Here is an 18,830-nt window from a genome sequence, read left to right as displayed (position 1 = left end):
ACCGACAAAAAGTGCCGATTAAGATAGATTCTTTAAACCAAAAGCATGAAATATTACTTTTATTAAAGAATTTTGTCGTGCTTTTTTATTCAAAACTAAAACCAATATGAAAAAACTACACCTTGCAGCAGGCTTGTCTATCGTAGGGCTGCTGTCTTTTGTCAAAACCGACGACCCTAAGCCTGTCCGAGGTCTCGACCTTTCGGGGATGGACTTGTCGGTAAGTCCGCGCGAAGATTTTTTTCTTTATGCCAACGGTGGATGGCTCAAAAAAGCCGAAATACCCGCTTCCGAAACAGCTTGGGGTTCTTTCAATATTTTGCGTAACAATAATACCAAAAATCTAAAAGGAATCTTGGAAGAAGCCGCCACTAGCAAGGCCCCCGCAGGTAGTGTAAAGCAGCGTGTAGGAGACCTTTTTGCCTCGGGCATGGATACAGTAGCTATCGAAAAACGTGGCTATGAGCCTATCAAACCTATCTTGGCCGAAATCGATAAAATCAAAGATTACAAAGGATTGCTACGCTACTCAGCTACTCATCCACTCGAAGGGGGAAGCACTTTTATCGGCGCGGGCGTAGGTCAGGATGCCAAAGACCCTGACAAATACATTGTGAGTATGCGTCAGACTGGTACAGGTCTTCCTGAAAAAGATTATTATACCAAAACTGACCCTTCTACGGTAAAAGTAAGAGAGGCATACAAAAACTACATCTCGACGCTATTTACTCTTACGGGTACCGAAGCTACCAAAGCCAAGCAACTAGCGGAAGATATTTTGGCACTAGAGACCCAAATTGCGACTTCGCACATGGGACGCATCGAAATGCGTAATCCTATCGCGCTTTATAATAAGTTTGCTACTAAAGATTTTGCGGCCAAAGTTCCTAATCTGGACTTGGTAAATGTGCTTACCACCCTCCGCATGAAAACCGACACTATCATAGTAGCGCAGCCCAAGTACTATGAAGCCCTCAACGAAATGCTGCCTATGGCCAACATTGAGACTTTGAAGGCTAGGCTAAAATTTTCGGTGATTAGCGGAGCTTCGGGCTATTTGAGTAAGCCTTTTGTAGATGCTAGTTTTGAATATAGTGGCAAAACATTGAACGGCCAAAAAGTACAGCAAGAACGCTGGAAACGTATCTCTAGCCTTACTGACAATCTCGCTGGCGACTTACTAGGACAGCTTTACGTAGAAAAATACTTCAAGCCAGAAGCAAAAAAACGTATGGATGAACTAGTGGCAAATCTCCAAAAGGTGTTTGAAAAACGTATCAACGAACTTGAATGGATGACCGCTGAAACCAAAGTAGAGGCCCTGAAAAAGTTGAAGGCATTTACTCCCAAAATTGGCTATCCTTCCAAATGGAAAAATTATGAGGGAGTAAAAGTCAAAAGAGATGATTTTTATGGCAACGTGCGCGCTTTTGGTAAATGGCGCTACGAAGAAATGCTCGGACGCCTAGGCAAACCTGTAGACAAATCTGAGTGGGGAATGACTCCTCCTACGGTCAATGCTTACTATAGCCCACTTCGCAACGAAATCGCTTTCCCTGCGGGTATTTTACAGTGGCCTTTTTTCGACCCCGAAGCTGATGACGCCTTTAACTACGGTGCTATTGGTGCGGTGATTGGTCATGAAATGACACACGGCTTCGACGACCAAGGGCGTCAATACAACTACATGGGAATGCTCAAAAACTGGTGGAAAAAAGACGACAACGACCAATTTAAACAACGTGCCCAAGTCGTAATCGACCAATACGACGGCTATACCGTACTTGATGGTCTTCACGTAAAAGGTCAACTTACTTTAGGTGAAAATATCGCCGATATTGGCGGTCTTTCAGTAGCTTATGAAGCATTCAAGACTTTTACTAAACAAGGAAAAAGCAACGAAAAAACAGACGGCTTCACGCCCGACCAACGCTTTTTCTTGGCTTTTGGACAAATATGGCGTACCAAAACCCGCGACGAAGCGCTTCGCCTGCGTGTCAATACCGACCCCCACTCTCCGGGCGAATTTAGAGCCAACGGACCTTTGTCAAATTTTGAACCGTTTTACAAAGCTTTTGGTGTACAACCCGGCGATAAGATGTATCGACCCGAAAATATCCGTGTGAAAATCTGGTAAGATTTACTTTAGTTATGAGTTTTCTCAGACACCCCCTTTTTCCGAAAAGAAAAAGGGGGTGTCTGTTTTTCAGCTTTTATAATTACTCATTTTAGCTTTTCTTTTTTCTTTCTTCTCTTTCTAAAATTAAAAACCGTAATTTTGCGGCTTCATTTTTCAGCAGTAAAACTCAGTTGTTATTTAACCGCACTTAATAGTACTAATGATTTGATAATCAAACCAAAACCAACAAAAGTACTCTATGAGTAAAGCGGGAGAATCAATCGTGCAATCGCATCCAATACAATGAAAAAAATCCAATCGGCCTTACTTTCGGTTTATTACAAAGACGGCCTCGAACCTATCGTCAGACTTCTCCACCAAAACGGCGTTAAGCTGTACTCAACCGGCGGAACTCAAACATTTATCGAAAGCCTAGGCGTTCCTGTTACGGCCGTCGAAGACCTTACAGGCTACCCTTCTATATTTGGGGGGCGCGTCAAAACCCTCCACCCTGCGGTATTTGGGGGGATTTTATACCGTCGTGATGATGAAGGTGACTTGGCTCAAGCCTCTCAATTCAACATCCCGGCTATCGACCTCGTGGTGGTGGATTTGTATCCTTTTGAAGAAACGGTAGCTTCAGGAGCAAGCGACGAAGATATCATCGAAAAAATCGACATTGGAGGTATCTCATTGATTAGGGCAGGAGCCAAAAACTTCCAAGATTCGCTTATTGTATCATCGCGTACACAGTATGCCGATGTTTTGGAAATACTAACCCAAAAAGGCTGCGCTACCGAACTAGCTGACCGTCGCCGTTATGCACTAGAGGCATTTGCGACCACGAGCCACTATGATACGGCTATCAATCGGTGGTTTGTACAAAAAGCAGGCGGAGAAGCCAGCATTTATGATTTTACGGCACTTCCCCAAAACTCGCTTCGATACGGAGAAAACCCTCATCAATCGGCTACTTTCTACGGAAATTTGGACGAGATGTTTGACAAACTTCACGGCAAAGAACTCTCTTACAACAACTTAGTAGATGTAGACGCCTGCGTATCTTTGATTGACGAATTTGGAGACGCGCCTACTTTTGCTATCATCAAACATACCAACGCTTGTGGAGTAGCCACTGCCTCTACTGCTCATGCGGCCTACGTCAATGCTCTTGCCTGCGACCCTGTATCGGCTTTTGGAGGGGTGATTATCACCAATGCTACCGTAGATTTGGCTACCGCCGAAGAACTCAATAAGCTATTCATGGAAATCTTGATTGCACCCGCCTACGAAGCCGATGCTTTGGCGGTGCTCCAATCAAAGAAAAACCGTATTTTGCTTCAACGCAAAAATGTACAGCTTCCCAACAAAATGTTTAAGACTATCTTAAATGGTGTCTTAGAACAAGATAAAGACTTAGTAGTGGAAGGAGCGGCTCAATTTAAGACTGTCACTAAAGTAGCACCTACGGAATCGGAAGTAAAAGCGCTCGAATTTGCCTTGAAAGTGTGTAAACATACCAAGTCAAATACCATTGTTTTGGCCAAAGAAAATCAACTTATCGCCAGCGGTACAGGCCAAACCTCACGGGTAGATGCCCTACGTCAGGCTATTGAAAAAGCCCTAGCTTTTGGGTTTGATCTCAAAGGAGCTGTCATGGCTTCTGATGCGTTTTTCCCTTTTGCCGACTGTGTCGAAATCGCCCACCTTGCAGGGATTACGGCGGTAGTTCAGCCGGGCGGCTCTATTCGCGACCAAGAGTCAATCGATTATTGTGATGCCAATGAGTTGGCGATGGTGACTACGGGTGTGCGCCATTTCAAACACTAAGAGAATATTTTCGGTATTTCAACAAAAAAGCCGCATTCAGAGCGGCTTTTTTGTTTCACTTTTTCTTCTTCTCTTTTGGGGGTTTATTCAAAATCCGCTGCAATATCGTTCGGTTATCTTCTTTGGTTACTTCTTGAAGAGATTTTAGCGTAATTTGATGATCTACACTAGGCACCAACGCTCGAATAAACGCATTGCGAAGCAACTCAAAAACTGCATCTAGAGTGCGTATTCGAGGCTTTTCAAAACTCCCTTCCATCGCCAATTTAGTAGCGACTTGCTCTTTCTTTGGATTTTCGAGTACGTCCCCCACTCCATCCGCAATCCCTTCCCACAGTTTTTGAAAAAAAGAATCTTTTTTATCTTCTCGCCCCAAGATTTCCAAATCTTTGATGATAGGCTTTACGTATCCTTTAAACTTCCCTTCATTTGCAGCAAACTCGGTATAAAGTCCTAGGTTTCCTTGGCTTACATCAAAGCGCCCGTATGCCTTAAAGAAGTCATTCAATAATACCAAATTAGAATTCTTAATTTCGGCGTTTAGGTCAAAAGTAGCATCATAGGCCAAAGGATCGAGCTTCATGTTGAGCACCATACTCCCTTCATACGCCTTGGCACGTGCCGAAACTGTCGCTGGTAAATCATTGTCTTTTTCTTCGGCGTTGGTCAAGTTTTGGGCAAGCACATAAGTGTCTTCCAGTGATATATCTACTTTGGGACTCACATATGGGTCTACATAATGAATACTTCCTTGTCTAATCTCAAAAAGATTGACCTGAAGTGGCATGAAATCTTTAAGGATTTTTCTGAAATCGCTAGAGTCTCTTTGGACGTCTTCTAGTTCTATTTTGTTTTTTGTAAAAATCAAGGTAGGTTTTTCAAAAACCAATTGACCCACAATCCGTCTTTTAAAAAGAGGCTTCCATTGAATAGCTAAGTCCACTTTCTGGGCTTTAAAAAATTCGGTCTGCTGTTGGGATTTATCGTCAACTTTATTCAAGAAAATTTCTTTAATCTGATACGCACCTCGATATAATGATAGGTCTATGTCAGATATATGACCATAATACCCCGACATCGCAGCCAGGTTTTTGTTGGCATAGTGAAGCACTATATAAGGAAGCAAAAGCCTGATAATAACCAGTATTTCTATTGTAATCGCAAATACTTTGAATCGCTTAGTGGCATAAAATCGTCTAATCTCCATAGTACGAAATGTTTAGGTGTAGAGCGGCACTGCTTTACACCTAAAAAATCATGCCTAGGCTATTAAAAACCTTCTTTTTCTTCTTCCTTTTCTTTTTTCTTTGCGGGAGCTTTAGGAGGAGTTTGGGCTACCTTGGCACCAGGTTTAGCTTTAGGATCGGTAGATTTGGCCGCTGTCTTAGTATCTTTGGCTTTGGTGGTAGAGGGGGCAGGTGTTTTTTCTACTTCCGCTACTTTTTCTTCTTCTTCTTCTACTTTTTCCACTGATTCTTTTTGTTTTGTGATAGGAGTAGAAGCAGTGGCTGTTTTGGTAGCTGGAGCGGCTTTAGTAGGAGCCGTTTTGGGGGATGTTTTGGTATCTTTGGCTACAACTGGTTTTTTGGGTTTAGGTCTGTACAATGAATTGAATCTATCCACAAACATATCGCGTTCTTCATAGCCAATAGGTATAATGGTAGACTCTTTTTTGTCCTTTGATTTGACCATAATAAAATCATTCAATTCTTGATCTGACGACACCAAAGCTAGCTTCTCTTGCTGCCAATCCCAATAATACCATACATCTTCCGAAGATTCTAAGTAAATACTGACTTCGTCGCCACGCGCATTTTTGCGAATTTCTATCATGCCTTCCATCTCAGCATTGATATCCGCCGTGCCGATATTTGATACCCCGATTTTTCCTACACTATAAAAAGCATTCTGAGCAGGCGACCACCGCAGGTTTACGTTTGATAATACAAGCGTAGCATTGAATTTAGGAGAGGCATCAAATAAGGGCTTGTATGCAGCGGCTGTTCGAGCGATGTAACTGTCGGTGGCTTTACGTCCGATTAGGGCCGAAAGCTTCATTCCTAAGCGCTCAAATTCGGGTTCGGCGGGGTCGCTATTTTGCTCATCTAAGTTGGTTTGGATGATTTTTTCTCCCGCTTTAGCAATGATTTCTTTATTGGCAGGGAAGTTAAAAGACAAAAGCGTATTGAAGCGATAAGCCGTACTGTCGATGTTGGTATTGGCACTTCCTGCTGCCAAAAACAGCTCCTCTCCTTCTTTGGCATTGCCACCGCTTATGAAGTTTAATTTACCTTGATAACTGATCGTTCCTTTGGCGTCATTAAACGTGTAGCCATTTTCTTCATCTACTAGTTCATCGGCGGTCTTAGGTTCTGAAATTACCTTGAAAGATTTTGTTTTTTCATCAAACCTCAACAAACCTTGCGCTTCAAAAATAGTGTAGTCACTACGAGATTCTTTAGGAGATAAAAAAGTATTGTACAACCCATCAGCACCCGTGCGGAAATGTAAACCTACAGATATGGCTAAGTCAGCTTCGTTTTTAAGCGTAGGTGTAACTTTGAGGGCCACGTCTTTGGTAGGAGTTTCTTTGAAAGGAATCCACGATGCTATCAAATCGGCTCGTTTTTTAATAATTGGCTTTATATAGCCATCAAATTGAAGGTTGGGCTCAGGTGCAATCATTGTCATTGCTCCTTTGTATTGTAAACGAGGGCCTATGACAAAATTGTCTACTTCCACGATTTCGGCGCGAGCTACTGTAGAAAACACTTTATTTTTAGCATTTTGTGCTGTTCTACTACTCGACGACACAGTGGGGGAAGGAAGTGCTTTCAAGTCAAAATTCCCCATTTTTACCGGAATCGTATCGTTGGTCACTGTGGCATACAGATAAGTAGCATCTCCTGTAAATTTAGTACGCGATACTATCTGAATATTTCCGTTTTTGAGACGGTGATATTCATTGAGCGTATCCAATACCAAACGGGCATTTTTAAAAGCTGACATTTCTCCGTTACGCCGTACTACCACCATTCCTTTATCAGGCAAGACTTTGGCATCGGCAGACTTAATGAAAGGAACACCACCGATATTGAGGGTCATTTTTTCGATTTCATACAAAGCCGACGAACCATTAAAGGTAAGACCTTCTTGCTCTGGTGCAGTAGCCGTAAAAGTAGAAGTAGCTACATCGCCTTTCATGGCGATGGTCTTGGCATTGATATTCCACTGGGCGCGATTAATAGACGTTCGATAGGACGCAAATGGAAAATCCATTGATGTATTTTCGAGCGAATTTTGATTGGTAGAAATTCCTACTATTCCTTTCACAATATTGAAATCAACATCTACATTTTGTCCTAAAAGCACTGGACGAGTGGTATTGGTAGCCGATATAATCTTGTATTGTGATTCGCCCGCTAAGAACCCTTCTTTGTTGAACTTGATGTCTTGGGAAGTAAGCTCAGAGTCTTCACGGCGCAAAAACCCTTTGCCGTACACCCCCGTAGAGCGCAACACTATCCGCCCGTCAAGCTTGGTCGTTCCGTTATAAAAATTAAAGGTATTTCCCTTGGTCGTCAACGACATACTATCTGCTTTGGGCATCCAACGGAGGCTATAGTTGCGCAAATCTACTTTTGGAAAATACGCCTTACCAATAGTAGCTTCTTTGATTTCGGCTTCGGCACCGCTGGCAATCAACGAATCCGTCATAAACAATATCGCCTGCGTAGGAATCCGAGCACTCAAGTGAGCGATTTCGCCTTGTGAGCGTAACCCTTGCTTGTCCATGACGATCTCCTTTGTAAACTTTACAGTTGTATTGCTTCCATATACTTTGTATCCATTGGCAGGAGGCGTATAGGTAAAACCAAGGGAATTGTCGGGCATCGAACGCAGCTGTGCCTGAAAAGCAGGAAAAATCCCGTCAGAATTGAACATCCCGATAAACACAATATCTTGGGTACCCAAACTATCATAATCTAACGAAGGAATTTTGAAAAAGACTTTTCGGTTATAGGCTAAGTTTCCTCGGTCGGGCTGGTCAAAATATACCGTCATTCCTTCTGGTACATTTAGGCGAGGAAATACCGAATTTTTCTTTTTCCCAGATTTATTGCCCGGATCGTTGAGGTAAATTCGTCCGGATTTTTCGTATACCATTTCTCCTCCTACTTCGGTAGTACTTCCTTTTTCATAAGCTTCTTTAGGGATATAAGTGATGTTGTCGATTTTGTTTAAGTCCACAAAAAACTTATCGTAATTAAAGGCCAAATCACGGCCATTGAATCGGAAATTGGCCGAAACCAAGCGACCATTCATCATAAAATCCCGATTTTTAAATATTTTCACTTCCTTGTCAGAAGGAATCGCCACAATTTTGAGGGAATCACTCACCGTAAATCTTTCTACTCCTCTAATGGTGAGTACATAATCTTTCAAATCTATGGAAGCATTGGCAGTGGTGGTATTGGCCGGATACAAAGATGTAATGGCAAAGTTGTCAAAGTCAGTTTGCTTATTGTTTGCCAAAATATTTAGAATACCTTTATCGGTAAGTCTTAATAAACCATTTTTAGCATCAACAGTGATGTATCCTTCATATATCATCTGCGCATAGGCCGCCCTGACGGCATTCGCATCTTTTTTATAAAATTCGGCTATTTCTTCTGGTGAAAATGTAGGAGTTTTTTGCTTGGCAATATAATTGGACGCCATCAGAAGAGGGTGAAAACTATACTGATCACTCAAAGACCTGAAACGTTCGGGCTTGAAAAAACTGTAAGACTCAAATCGGATAGGCACAACCGTTTTTCCGGCGATAACCGAAAACTCTATTTGATTTTTGACAAAACTCCAACGTAGCATCTCGGCTTCGATAAACATCTTATGATACGAATCTGCATAAGGGGTGTATTTGTAGCCTGTTCGGTCGGCACGCTGACTTTTCACTAATCCTTCTGAGTCATTGTAAGTAAGCCGAATACCCGGATGATAAAGAGAGTCAGATTGGCTCAAAGGTGCCGAAAATGTAGCCAATGGAGCTACGATTATGGAATCAGCAAATTCGAATCTACGGCTTGTGGCTTTAAAAGCTGTTTTACCATTAGCACTCACAATAATCGTGGCTGGTTCCTGACTCAGCGAAGTTCCTATTAGTTTTAATCCTATCAATGAAAGACCTCCTTTGTATTGAATGTTTTTGCTCATCCCTTTCAAATTTGCATCGTTTCGGTAAGAAATAAACCTCGGATAAGGTGAAAGCTGCCCTTTTGCTCGGCGTTTGCTTTCATATTCAAAAGTCCCTTCTAACGGTTGTGATAATTTAGCAGGATAGTTAAGCTTTACATCATCGGCGCTTATTTTTGGTAAAGAAGTATTAAAACTATATTTGGCGAAAGTCGCAAAAATATCGGGGGTACCCGCTACTTCCCAGGTCATTTTTCCTTGTTCTCCCACCCAAATTCCTTCTTTAACTCCCAAATTACCATTGGTTTGACTCAACACTACCGAATCATTGGCAGTGACCATCACAAGGTTTACGTTCTTAAATTCAATCACAGCCCCCGTCACGGTAGGAAGAGGCTTTTTTTCATAAGCTGTTGCACTAAGCAAGCCTGTCGAATCGGCTACTACATCTCCCCAACCATCATTATTAGCAGTTGGTTTGGCATTGGGAGTAGTGGTAGAAGTAGGAGCTTGGTTATTGACAAACTTAAAACTAAAAGTCCCTTCTAAAGCAAATAGCTTGTTGAAATTAGAACTATAGAGCATTCTATTTTCAAATACTCCTCTCGCTGTTTCAAAAAACCTCTGCGAGCTTTTGGGATCATAGGTCTCGACCACCTGCGATGCCACCGCCAAATATCCCTCTACTTCGTTAGGACTAGCCAAGGGGCCGTTAAACGCAGAATAAAGCCCGCTGAATAGCTGCTCAAAATGCGGTGTGGTAGGTTTGTATCCTTTGGCTACCATACGCCTTGTAAGGGCAACGATACTTTTTTGGTGATTTTGAGTCAAACGAGTATCAAGCCACAAAGTCTCTAAGTTTTTGGCGGATTTGAGATAGACCGGATTTCCGCTCATAGCCATCATTTTTTGGACATCTGCTATAAACTGCGCGGGCTCTTCAGATAGCTTGATTACTTGGGAATGGCTTTGGAGTCCTATCAGGCACAAAAACAATATCAAAAAATGGAACCTTTTCATACACAACCTTTTATAAATCCACATGAAGGGTAAAATTCTATCAGTTTTTTCAACGAAGATATGCTTACATCTAAGCTTACATAGTGACATTATATAACGCTCAAAGTACTTATTTTAACTCAATTTAACCCATTTTTATTTTGAACCCAAACCTATGTCCGAAGATTTCCTGTACTTCTTATGGCAGTTTCAGTATTTTGACAAAACCAACCTTGCCACTGCCGCCAACGAATCGCTCCAAGTACTTGCTACCGGAATGCGTAACACCAATGCTGGCCCCGATTTTTTGAATGGGCGTGTCGTCATTGCGGGTATCGAATGGGCCGGCAATATCGAAATGCACCTACGTAGTTCGGATTGGCTTCGACATAGCCACCATCAAGACCCTTTCTACGACAGCGTCATTTTGCATATAGTATGGGAAAACGACTCCCCCATCCTTCGCGCCGATGGTACTCCTATTGCTACTTTGGCCCTTAAACCTCTCACCTCTATATTGCTTTTACAAAACTATCACACACTGCTCGAAAGTCAAGAAAGTATCCCCTGTGCAGGGCAGTTTGAGAATGTGTCAGACCTTCAGAAACGCTCTATGCTCGACCGCGTCATGATGCAGCGTCTTCAAAGAAAAGCTTCTGTAGTACATGAAATGTTGGAGAGAAACAAACAAGATTGGGAAGAAACGGCGTATCAGCTCCTTGCCCAAAATTTTGGTTTTAAAATCAATGCAGAGCCAATGCTACGTTTGGCACAAGGACTTCCGTTGAAAATATTACAGAAACATCGTGATAATCTATTGCAAATCGAAGCATTGGTGTTTGGGCAAGCAGGTTTAATACCTGCCGAAAGTGACGACAACTATATTCTTTTAATGCAAAAAGAACACTTGTTTTTGACTAAAAAATATACCCTTTCCTCCACTCGCCTATTGCCTCATGAGTGGAAGTTTTTGCGCCTACGCCCTACCAATTTCCCTACGATTCGCTTGGCACAATTGAGTGCGCTTATTCAACAACATACGAGTTTTTTTTCTATGTTTATCCACATCGATAGCCTAGAATTGTTAATAAAATCCCTCCAAGTTACCCAATCTGAATATTGGCACACCCACTATCAGTTTCACAAAAAATCCGCTCAGCCTATTCCACCTTTGGGCAAAACTTCCATCCAAAATATCGTCATCAATACAGCGATTCCGCTTTTGGTGGCTTATTCGGAAGCCAAAAACAATCGAAATTTTTTGGATAAAGCTTTGGAATGGCTAGAAAAACTTCCGGGCGAACAAAATCACATCACTCAGCTCTGGAAAACACTACAATTAAGACAAGAAAACGCTTTTGACTCCCAAGCAACTATTGAACTTTACAATAATTTTTGCCAACAAAAAAAATGTCTGCAATGTAGTATTGGTACTTCGCTTTTGAGAGGTCGTTGACCTTTTGATAAATACTTTAATCTACGGGGAAACAAACCAATCAGTTTTTTTGTACTTTTATAAGCTGATTTACCTCCTCCAACACCTTGTATGAAGCGTCAATTTTTACTTACTAGTTTTGTCAGTCTCAGTTTTGTTTCTTTTCTCAGTTTTCGGAGCGACAATGAGTTTGTAGGTGTTTTTCAAAAACTTAATGAAGAAGTCTTGAAAAATAGTCGTGCCTATGAAACCCTTCAAGAGGCAACTTCAACGATTGGGCATCGGCTTACGGGCAGTACCAATGGCGCGAAGGCGGAGCAATATGTCTTCAATCTCCTCAAAAAATACGGTTATTTGGATGTAAAATACCAGCCTTTTGAGGTAGAATCTTGGATGCGGGATACCGTAACGCTCGAAATCGTCCCTAACAAAAGTGATAACTTTCGGACTGTATCGGTGGTGGCGTTGGCACACTCACCCGTAGAAGCCCGAGTCAATGGCCCGATCGTAGATGTAGGCAATGGCCTAGAAGAAGATTTTGAGGCGCTAAAAGATGCAATCAGAGGTAAAATTGTATTGGCCAACATTGGATTAGTAAACGGGAAAACAGGGCAAAAAAACCTTCACCGTTCCGAAAAAACAGCCTTGGCTATCAAATATGGTGCTACGGCGATTATCACCGTCAATCAAGTTCCGGGCAATATCCTTCTTACAGGTACCGCTTCCGTGACAGGCTCGTTGATTTCGATTCCAGCCGTCAATATTTCTAAAGAAAGTGGTGAAGAAATCAGAAGTTGGATTAAGGTAGATACCGATTTGCACGCTATCGTAGATATGCGAAATGTCAGTCGCAAAATCAAAGCGCGAAATGTAGTGGCCACTATCCCCGGAAAATCGCCCGAAAAAATCATTATCGGAGGTCATCTTGATTCGTGGGATTTGGCTACGGGTGCCACCGACAACGGTCTCGGTTCTTTTACTATCTTAGATATTGCGAGGGCTTTTAAAGCACTCAAAATAAAACCAAAACGCACCATAGATTTTGTACTTTTTATGGGTGAAGAGCAAGGACTGTTGGGTTCAAAACAAAATGTAAAAGAACTCGTAAAATCCAAACAGCTCGACAATGTCAAGTTTATGATGAATCTCGACATGACCAATAGTGTACACGGAATGAGCGTAGGTGGTCGCGACGAATTGATACCTTTTTTTGAAGTAGTAGGTCAACAAATCAAGAAAGTAGATGACACTTTTGCCAATACGGTAGTAAGCAGGGCGGGCCTCCACTCAGACCACCAGCCTTTTATGCTTGAAGGTATTCCGACGGGCGCGCCAGCAAGTCGTTTAGGGACGGAAGTTTTTGGGTGCTATCATGCCAACTGTGACAACTTCAATCTAATAAAACGCAACGAAATGCTCGATGGCGTTCGATTTACAGCCATGTACTTATATGCATTGGCCAATGCCAATGACCTACCCGCCAAAAAACTCGATAGCAACAAAACCCGCGATTTGTTGATTGCGCAAGGATTGAAAAAAGAATTAGTATTGGGGAGAGATTGGAAATGGGAGGAGTTTTAAGGGCTCTTATTTTTTCTGTCTTTTTTCAAAAATAATTTTGGCAAAAGTCTTATCGGGGCGTGTTTCGTTGATTAAAATCGCCTCTTGCACTATTTCCAGAAAAGATTCCTCTATCTCTTTGAACTCCTGAAGATTACGCACCGTAATCCCTCTAATCAGCTTACGTCCTTTGGCTTCCAAAAGCCCTTGCTCATTAGAAAGTAAAAATCCTTTCACAAACCCAATCTCGACGCCTTTGGTTTTGTGGATTTTCCCAAAATAGCATACATAATCTAAGCACATGAAGAAAAGGGTATTGCTGTACATAAACTTTTCGTGCATTTTGGGATGCGCGACCAACATCAATTGACGAATATATTGAAGCACTTGACGGATTTCGGGAGTTTGATGTGCCAAAAAATCGTCCGCATCTTCATACTGTGTCATAAATCGCGGCAGTTAGTGAGTTGAGGTAAGCCGAATGACTTTTATATAATTTTATAATTGCGGTATTCTCCTACATACCATCCTGTGTATTTTTCCATCCAAAGCTTAAATCGATATTTGAGGCTTAGATTTTTATGACTAATGTCATGAGTAAACGCCCAATTTTGACGGCGAATGCGCGCTTGCATCACCTGTGGATGTGTGCCGGTAAATTTATCCAAAGAGTCAATTTGGGAATAATCAAAACCTTGGGCTGAGACTTTTATGTGTTTTTCGGCCTCATCTTCGTGCCAAAACTGATGCACATGAAGATGCTTTTGCTGCATTACGCGGGGGTCTTTTACCCACCCATAATGATAAATACTGGCATCAATAGGCTTCACTCGTAATTTTTGATTTGCATCTTTTCGAAACCCCTGTGCATCCCGATAAGAGTATATATTCTTATTGTTTTTGATGACTCTAATCTCTTTTCGATACCACTTTGGCGAATCTCCGATGTAGTCATAAGAGCCATAAAAGTGAATATAATTAAACAACAACCCATCTACCGAAGCATCGTCTTTCCACTTTTGCATGGCTTCTTTGATGATTGGCAAATCTTTTTCGTGTACTACTTCATCGCCTTGGATATAAAACCCCCAATCGCTGTGTGCTGCAATTGCCTGAAAAGCCTTGTCGGTTTCTTTGGCATATACTACTCCTCCTTTTCGGAGACTTTCGTCCCATATGGTTTCGATGATACGGATTTTTTGGGGATCTATTTCCTGAATCAAACGCAGTGTTTCATCTTCGCCTTTGCCCACTGCCACCACAAATTCATCACAAATCGGCAAAATAGAGGTAATAGCCTCCACAATCGGATAATCAAACTTGACGGCGTTGCGAATAAACGTAAATCCTGTAACGTGCATAATTTCTGGACAATGTTGAGAATAGCTACAAGTAAGGAAATATATGATTTCTCTCACACAGCCAACAAAGGTAACGCCTTTCTTCCGCTTTATGGCTTTTTTTGTCCGTTTCAAAAACCTTCACTTTGACATTCGTCATTGGTAGAGTTGTTTTGGACTATCATCTTAACGCTACCAAAACATAGCACTCACTTATTGATGAAAAAGATAGCTCTTCTTTTCTTAATTGTGCTCTTAGGAAGCCGTGCCGTTTTAAGCCAATCCATGATTCTTAAAGACGTCAATGAGGCTATTCTGTTGGCACAAAAAAACAATAAAGATATTCTGATTTCACGCCAGAATACCCAAGTGCAGAAATGGAATGTTGCCTTAGCCAAAGGCTCTCGCTTACCCCAAGTAAAATTTACGACGGCCTTTGATTACAACTTTGTGTTACCAACACAACTGATTCCTGCCCAGTTTTTTGGCGGGAAAGAAGGCGAATTTCGCAGTATTCAGTTCGGGGTTCCTTATAATCTCACAGCGGGCATAGAAAGTTCTTTACCTATTTGGAATGCCCCCCTCCGACAAGACATAGAAATCGCTAAAGTGAATCAAAAAATCGGAACCCTCCAGACCCTTGTTTTGCAAGACGACATCAGTACCCAAACCGCAAGGGTGTATTTTGCAACGGTGTTTACCAAAATATATATTGAAATATCGCGCCAAAACCTCGCCAACAACGATAGCATCACGCGCATTGCCGCCGAACGTAAACAAAAAGGGCTTATAGACCAACTCGAATACAATCGCGTACGGGCTACACAATTGGCCATTGAGGATGCGCTCCACCAAAACGAAATGGCGTATCAGAAGAATCTAAACCAATTGCGGCTCCTCGTATGCGATACTACTGCCCTCGTTGAAGGGATTCCTCTTAATCCCTCTTTGGTCAAACAAATGCTGCCCTCACTATCTTTTAAAGCTGACGAGCCAAGTACCGCCGCGCCGCGCCTTCAGCTACGAGCCGAGCAGTTTTTGTTGGCCAAAGAAACCCTCAAAAAAGAGCAGAAACAGAAGTTACCCTTACTTTCAGGCTACGCTCGGTACTCTGAGCAGGCTCAACGCAATCAGCTTAACTTCCTAAATTTCAACGAAAAATGGTTTGGAATTGGCGTGGCAGGTTTGCGTTTTGAAGTTCCAATTTATAGTGGGCGTGTTCGTCAAAATAGTATCCAACGCGCCAAAGTCAATGTCGAAATCGCCCAAATGCAACTTGACAACGAAAGCCTCAAATACCAAACTGAAACTCGCGATTTGAGAATCACTTATGGACAATTGCGGCGCTCGCTTCAGGCCAATGAAGAAAACTATCAATTGAATGAAGAAAACATGAGACTCGTACTTATCAAATACAAAAGCGGAGTGCTTAGCTACGACCAATATCTTAATGTTTTTAATGAAGTACTCAATGCCCAAAACAAATACCTACGCACTTTAGCCGACTTGATGATTAATGGTAAGTTATTAGAAATCCGAAATGCATATTAACATTTGACCTCTGACTTAGATATACAAATGAAAAAAATAGCCTTTTATTATTTCCATAAAGTTTATGTAACTACGGCGATTGGAGGATTGTTGATTTATTTAGGGAGTAGTTGTAAGTCTAAAGACGAAACGACCTCACCCGTTTACAAAAATCTTACCGAAGCCGTATATGCCTCTGGTAATGTTTTTCCAAAAAACGAATACAAAGTAGTAGCCAATGCCGACGGCTATCTCCAACAACAGTTGGTCAATGAAGGCGATGTAGTGAATCGCAATCAACTTATGTTTGGTTTAGAGAGCCTCTCACAAGATGCTCGTTCGGAGGCAGCCGCCAATATTTATCGCCAAGCTGAGGCCAACTATGCCGACAATTCGCCGATTTTAGCTGAATTAGAAGTGGCCCTGCGCAACGCCCGCACCAAACTCCAAAACGACTCTGTTAACTACGTTCGCTTCAAAGATTTGTTTGCCCAAAATGCAACTTCTAAGGCTGAATTTGAAAAAGCTGAGTTGACCTACACTACTTCCAAAAACGACGTAGCGGCCCGGCAAAAAGCCCTCGCCCGTACCAAAAACCAATTGTATGTAGATTTACAAAACTCCCGTTCCAATTTTCGAGTCAATACACGCGAAGGCGACAATTATCGCATCAAAAGCATTGAAGCAGCACGAGTTTATGAAGTTTACAAAAAAGTAGGTGAGCTAGTACGCCGTGGCGAAGCGGTGGCCTTGTTGGGCAATCCTAATGAGGTGTATTTGCAATTGGCCGTTGACGAAACCGATTTTTCTAAACTCAAAGTAGACCAAGAAGTATTGATTAAAATGGATGCTTATGGCGACAAAGTCTTTAAAGCCAAAGTGACTAAGGTTTATCCCAAACTCAACAAAATAGACCAATCTTTCCGCGTAGATGCTGAGTTTGTAGGAGAAAGCCCTGCGGCTTATTATGGTCTAACGGTCGAAGCCAACATCATTATTTCTCAAAACCCCAAAGCCCTCACCATTCCAAAAGAATATCTGATAGGCATGGATAGCGTATGGGTAGTGGAAGCGAAAGAAAAAAAGAAAATCAAAATTGTGAAAGGTGCCGAAAACTTTGACTTGATAGAAGTCAAAGCTGGTCTCAGCGAAAAAAGTGTTTTGGTCAAAGAATAACCCTCCTTACAAACATGCCCAACTACGACCAGATTTTTGAAGGCGATCGACCTATCACCCAGCAAGAGTTTGAAAATTGGCACAAGAAAGCCGTTCTGGAAATCATCTTCAAGCAGCCTCATTTGTCGGTAGGCTGGGCGTCGCATATCCTGAACCACTTTTTACATACCGCCGTCGTCAAAGCAGGTTTAGGACGTCCCGATTTACCCAAGCGCATTCATCCTCTTTTAGAGAATATGTCGTTGAAAAATTTAAAAGAAATCATTTCTTATCACGAATACCAAGGCTTGATTGAACGCACCAAAAATCAACCCTATACACCTCTACGAAAAGAGGGTTTGTGCCACAACGTAAACATGAATTAAGATGAACCTAAATCTATCTTTTCAAATCGCCCAAACTCATCTTTTAGCCAAAAAACGCCAAACCCTCGTAGCTATGCTGGGTGTAACGTTTGGAATAGCGATGTTTATCGTAATGATAAGTTTCATGCAAGGTGTCAATCAATTTTTAGAAGATTCGGCATTGGATGCCAGTCCTCACGTAAGGATATACAACGAGGTAAATACCCAACGCCCTAGTATTTTGGATGATACTTTCAAACAACAAGGCACGCTCAATATTGTATATCACCAAAAACCTAAACAGCAACTGGCTCGTATTAAAAATGGCCTTCAAATGGTAAGCATGATCGAGCAAATGCCCGGCGTACTAGGGGTATCTCCTGAAGTGAGTTCACAAGCTTTTTTCAACAACGGCCCCATTCAGATTTCGGGGGTGATAGCGGGCATTGATTATCCTCGCGAAAATCGCCTCTATAACCTAGACAGTCGTATCAAAACGGGTAGTTTCAAATCGCTTTTGGCCAACCCAAACGGTATTGTATTGGGTGCTACTTTGGCTCGTAAACTCAATGTAAGGCTGGGCGATAAAGTCAGTGTCACCACCCCACTCGGTGGCAATATCACTTTAAGAGTAGTAGGAACGTTTGGGTTTGGGATAGGCACTATCGACAACATCCGATGCTATACCAGTATCAGTACTGTTCAAGAAATTTTGGGAAAAGATGCAAGCTATATTACTGATATTCACATCAAAATGAATGACCCTCTTCAAGCCATTAGTTTTGGCAAAAAACTAAGTAAACAATTCAACACTTATGCTGAAGACTGGTCAACGGCTAATCAGGCTATCTTAGCGGGGGAAAAAATTCGAAATGTGATGACCTTTGTGGTATCTATGACGCTGTTGGTAGTAGCTGGATTCGGAATTTATAATATTATGAATATGAATGTCATCAACAAACTCAAGGACATTGCTATCTTGAAAGCTACGGGGTTTGGCAGCAAAGACGTCGTTGCGGTGTTTTTATTACAAGCCGTTATCATTGGACTAGCGGGTGGTTTACTAGGGCTAGGTATCGGTTTTGGTATTAGTCTGTTGCTCTCAATTACTCCTTTTGACACCGGCGACATGATTAGTCTCAAAACTTTTCCGGTTATTTTCAGGACCGAATATTACGCCATGGGATTAGTGTTTGGACTGATTACTACCATTTTGGCGGGTTATTTTCCTTCACGCAAAGCTTCCAAAATTGACCCTGTCGCTATCCTAAGAGGTTAAGTTTCCGCATTTTATCTTTACAGAC

The 18,830-nt window shown here is 42.0% G+C and carries 12 protein-coding genes; 8 read left to right on the top strand and 4 right to left on the bottom strand.

All coding sequences use genetic code 11. The features are described from left to right. Positions 1-106: 106 nt before the first annotated feature. Positions 107-2,137, top strand: coding sequence for a M13 family metallopeptidase (locus tag G563_RS0101115; protein ID WP_028663668.1), 2,031 nt, complete (start codon positions 107-109; stop codon positions 2,135-2,137). A gap of 285 nt (positions 2,138-2,422) precedes the next feature. Then, positions 2,423-3,949: a bifunctional phosphoribosylaminoimidazolecarboxamide formyltransferase/IMP cyclohydrolase gene (gene purH / locus G563_RS0101110; RefSeq protein ID WP_028663667.1), complete on the top strand. Its 1,527-nt coding sequence runs from the start codon at positions 2,423-2,425 to the stop codon at positions 3,947-3,949. Between the two features lie 55 nt (positions 3,950-4,004). Here the strand turns inward: purH and G563_RS0101105 are convergent, their stop codons facing one another. Further along, complete coding sequence (locus G563_RS0101105; RefSeq protein WP_028663666.1) at positions 4,005-5,156, bottom strand: AsmA family protein; 1,152 nt, start codon at positions 5,154-5,156, stop codon at positions 4,005-4,007. A gap of 62 nt (positions 5,157-5,218) precedes the next feature. Beyond that, complete coding sequence (locus tag G563_RS33420) at positions 5,219-10,162, bottom strand: hypothetical protein (RefSeq protein WP_037325742.1); 4,944 nt, start codon at positions 10,160-10,162, stop codon at positions 5,219-5,221. 154 nt (positions 10,163-10,316) lie between these two features. On the opposite strand from G563_RS33420, the gene G563_RS0101095 reads away from it, so the two are divergent. Next, complete coding sequence (locus G563_RS0101095; protein ID WP_028663665.1) at positions 10,317-11,597, top strand: DUF2851 family protein; 1,281 nt, start codon at positions 10,317-10,319, stop codon at positions 11,595-11,597. A 90-nt stretch (positions 11,598-11,687) separates the two neighbouring features. Further along, positions 11,688-13,157, top strand: a complete 1,470-nt coding sequence (locus tag G563_RS0101090; RefSeq protein WP_028663664.1) for a M28 family peptidase — start codon at positions 11,688-11,690, stop codon at positions 13,155-13,157. A 6-nt stretch (positions 13,158-13,163) separates the two neighbouring features. Here the strand turns inward: G563_RS0101090 and G563_RS0101085 are convergent, their stop codons facing one another. Together G563_RS0101085 and G563_RS0101080 are read right to left on the bottom strand one after the other, a co-directional pair. Then, positions 13,164-13,583: a DUF1801 domain-containing protein gene (locus G563_RS0101085; protein ID WP_028663663.1), complete on the bottom strand. Its 420-nt coding sequence runs from the start codon at positions 13,581-13,583 to the stop codon at positions 13,164-13,166. A 41-nt stretch (positions 13,584-13,624) separates the two neighbouring features. Then, complete coding sequence (locus G563_RS0101080) at positions 13,625-14,497, bottom strand: glycosyltransferase family protein (RefSeq protein ID WP_028663662.1); 873 nt, start codon at positions 14,495-14,497, stop codon at positions 13,625-13,627. Between the two features lie 198 nt (positions 14,498-14,695). On the opposite strand from G563_RS0101080, the gene G563_RS0101075 reads away from it, so the two are divergent. The 4 genes from G563_RS0101075 to G563_RS0101060 are packed head-to-tail and all read left to right on the top strand — an operon-like array spanning position 14,696 to position 18,805. Next, on the top strand, positions 14,696-16,027 hold the full coding sequence (locus G563_RS0101075) for a TolC family protein (RefSeq protein ID WP_028663661.1): 1,332 nt from the start codon (positions 14,696-14,698) through the stop codon (positions 16,025-16,027). Between the two features lie 27 nt (positions 16,028-16,054). Further along, entirely contained in the window at positions 16,055-17,182 is a 1,128-nt protein-coding gene (locus G563_RS0101070; RefSeq protein ID WP_028663660.1) for an efflux RND transporter periplasmic adaptor subunit, read from the top strand. Positions 17,183-17,196: 14 nt separating this feature from the next. Further along, entirely contained in the window at positions 17,197-17,547 is a 351-nt protein-coding gene (locus G563_RS0101065) for a hypothetical protein (protein ID WP_028663659.1), read from the top strand. Between the two features lies 1 nt (position 17,548). Continuing rightward, positions 17,549-18,805 carry an ABC transporter permease gene (locus G563_RS0101060; protein ID WP_028663658.1) on the top strand — a complete coding sequence of 419 codons (1,257 nt, stop codon included), beginning with the start codon at positions 17,549-17,551 and terminating at the stop codon, positions 18,803-18,805. Positions 18,806-18,830: the final 25 nt, after the last annotated feature.

Source organism: Runella zeae DSM 19591, assembly GCF_000423565.1.
GTDB classification, from domain to species: Bacteria; Bacteroidota; Bacteroidia; order Cytophagales; family Spirosomataceae; genus Runella; species Runella zeae.
This window is presented reverse-complemented; position numbering and strand designations above follow the sequence as displayed.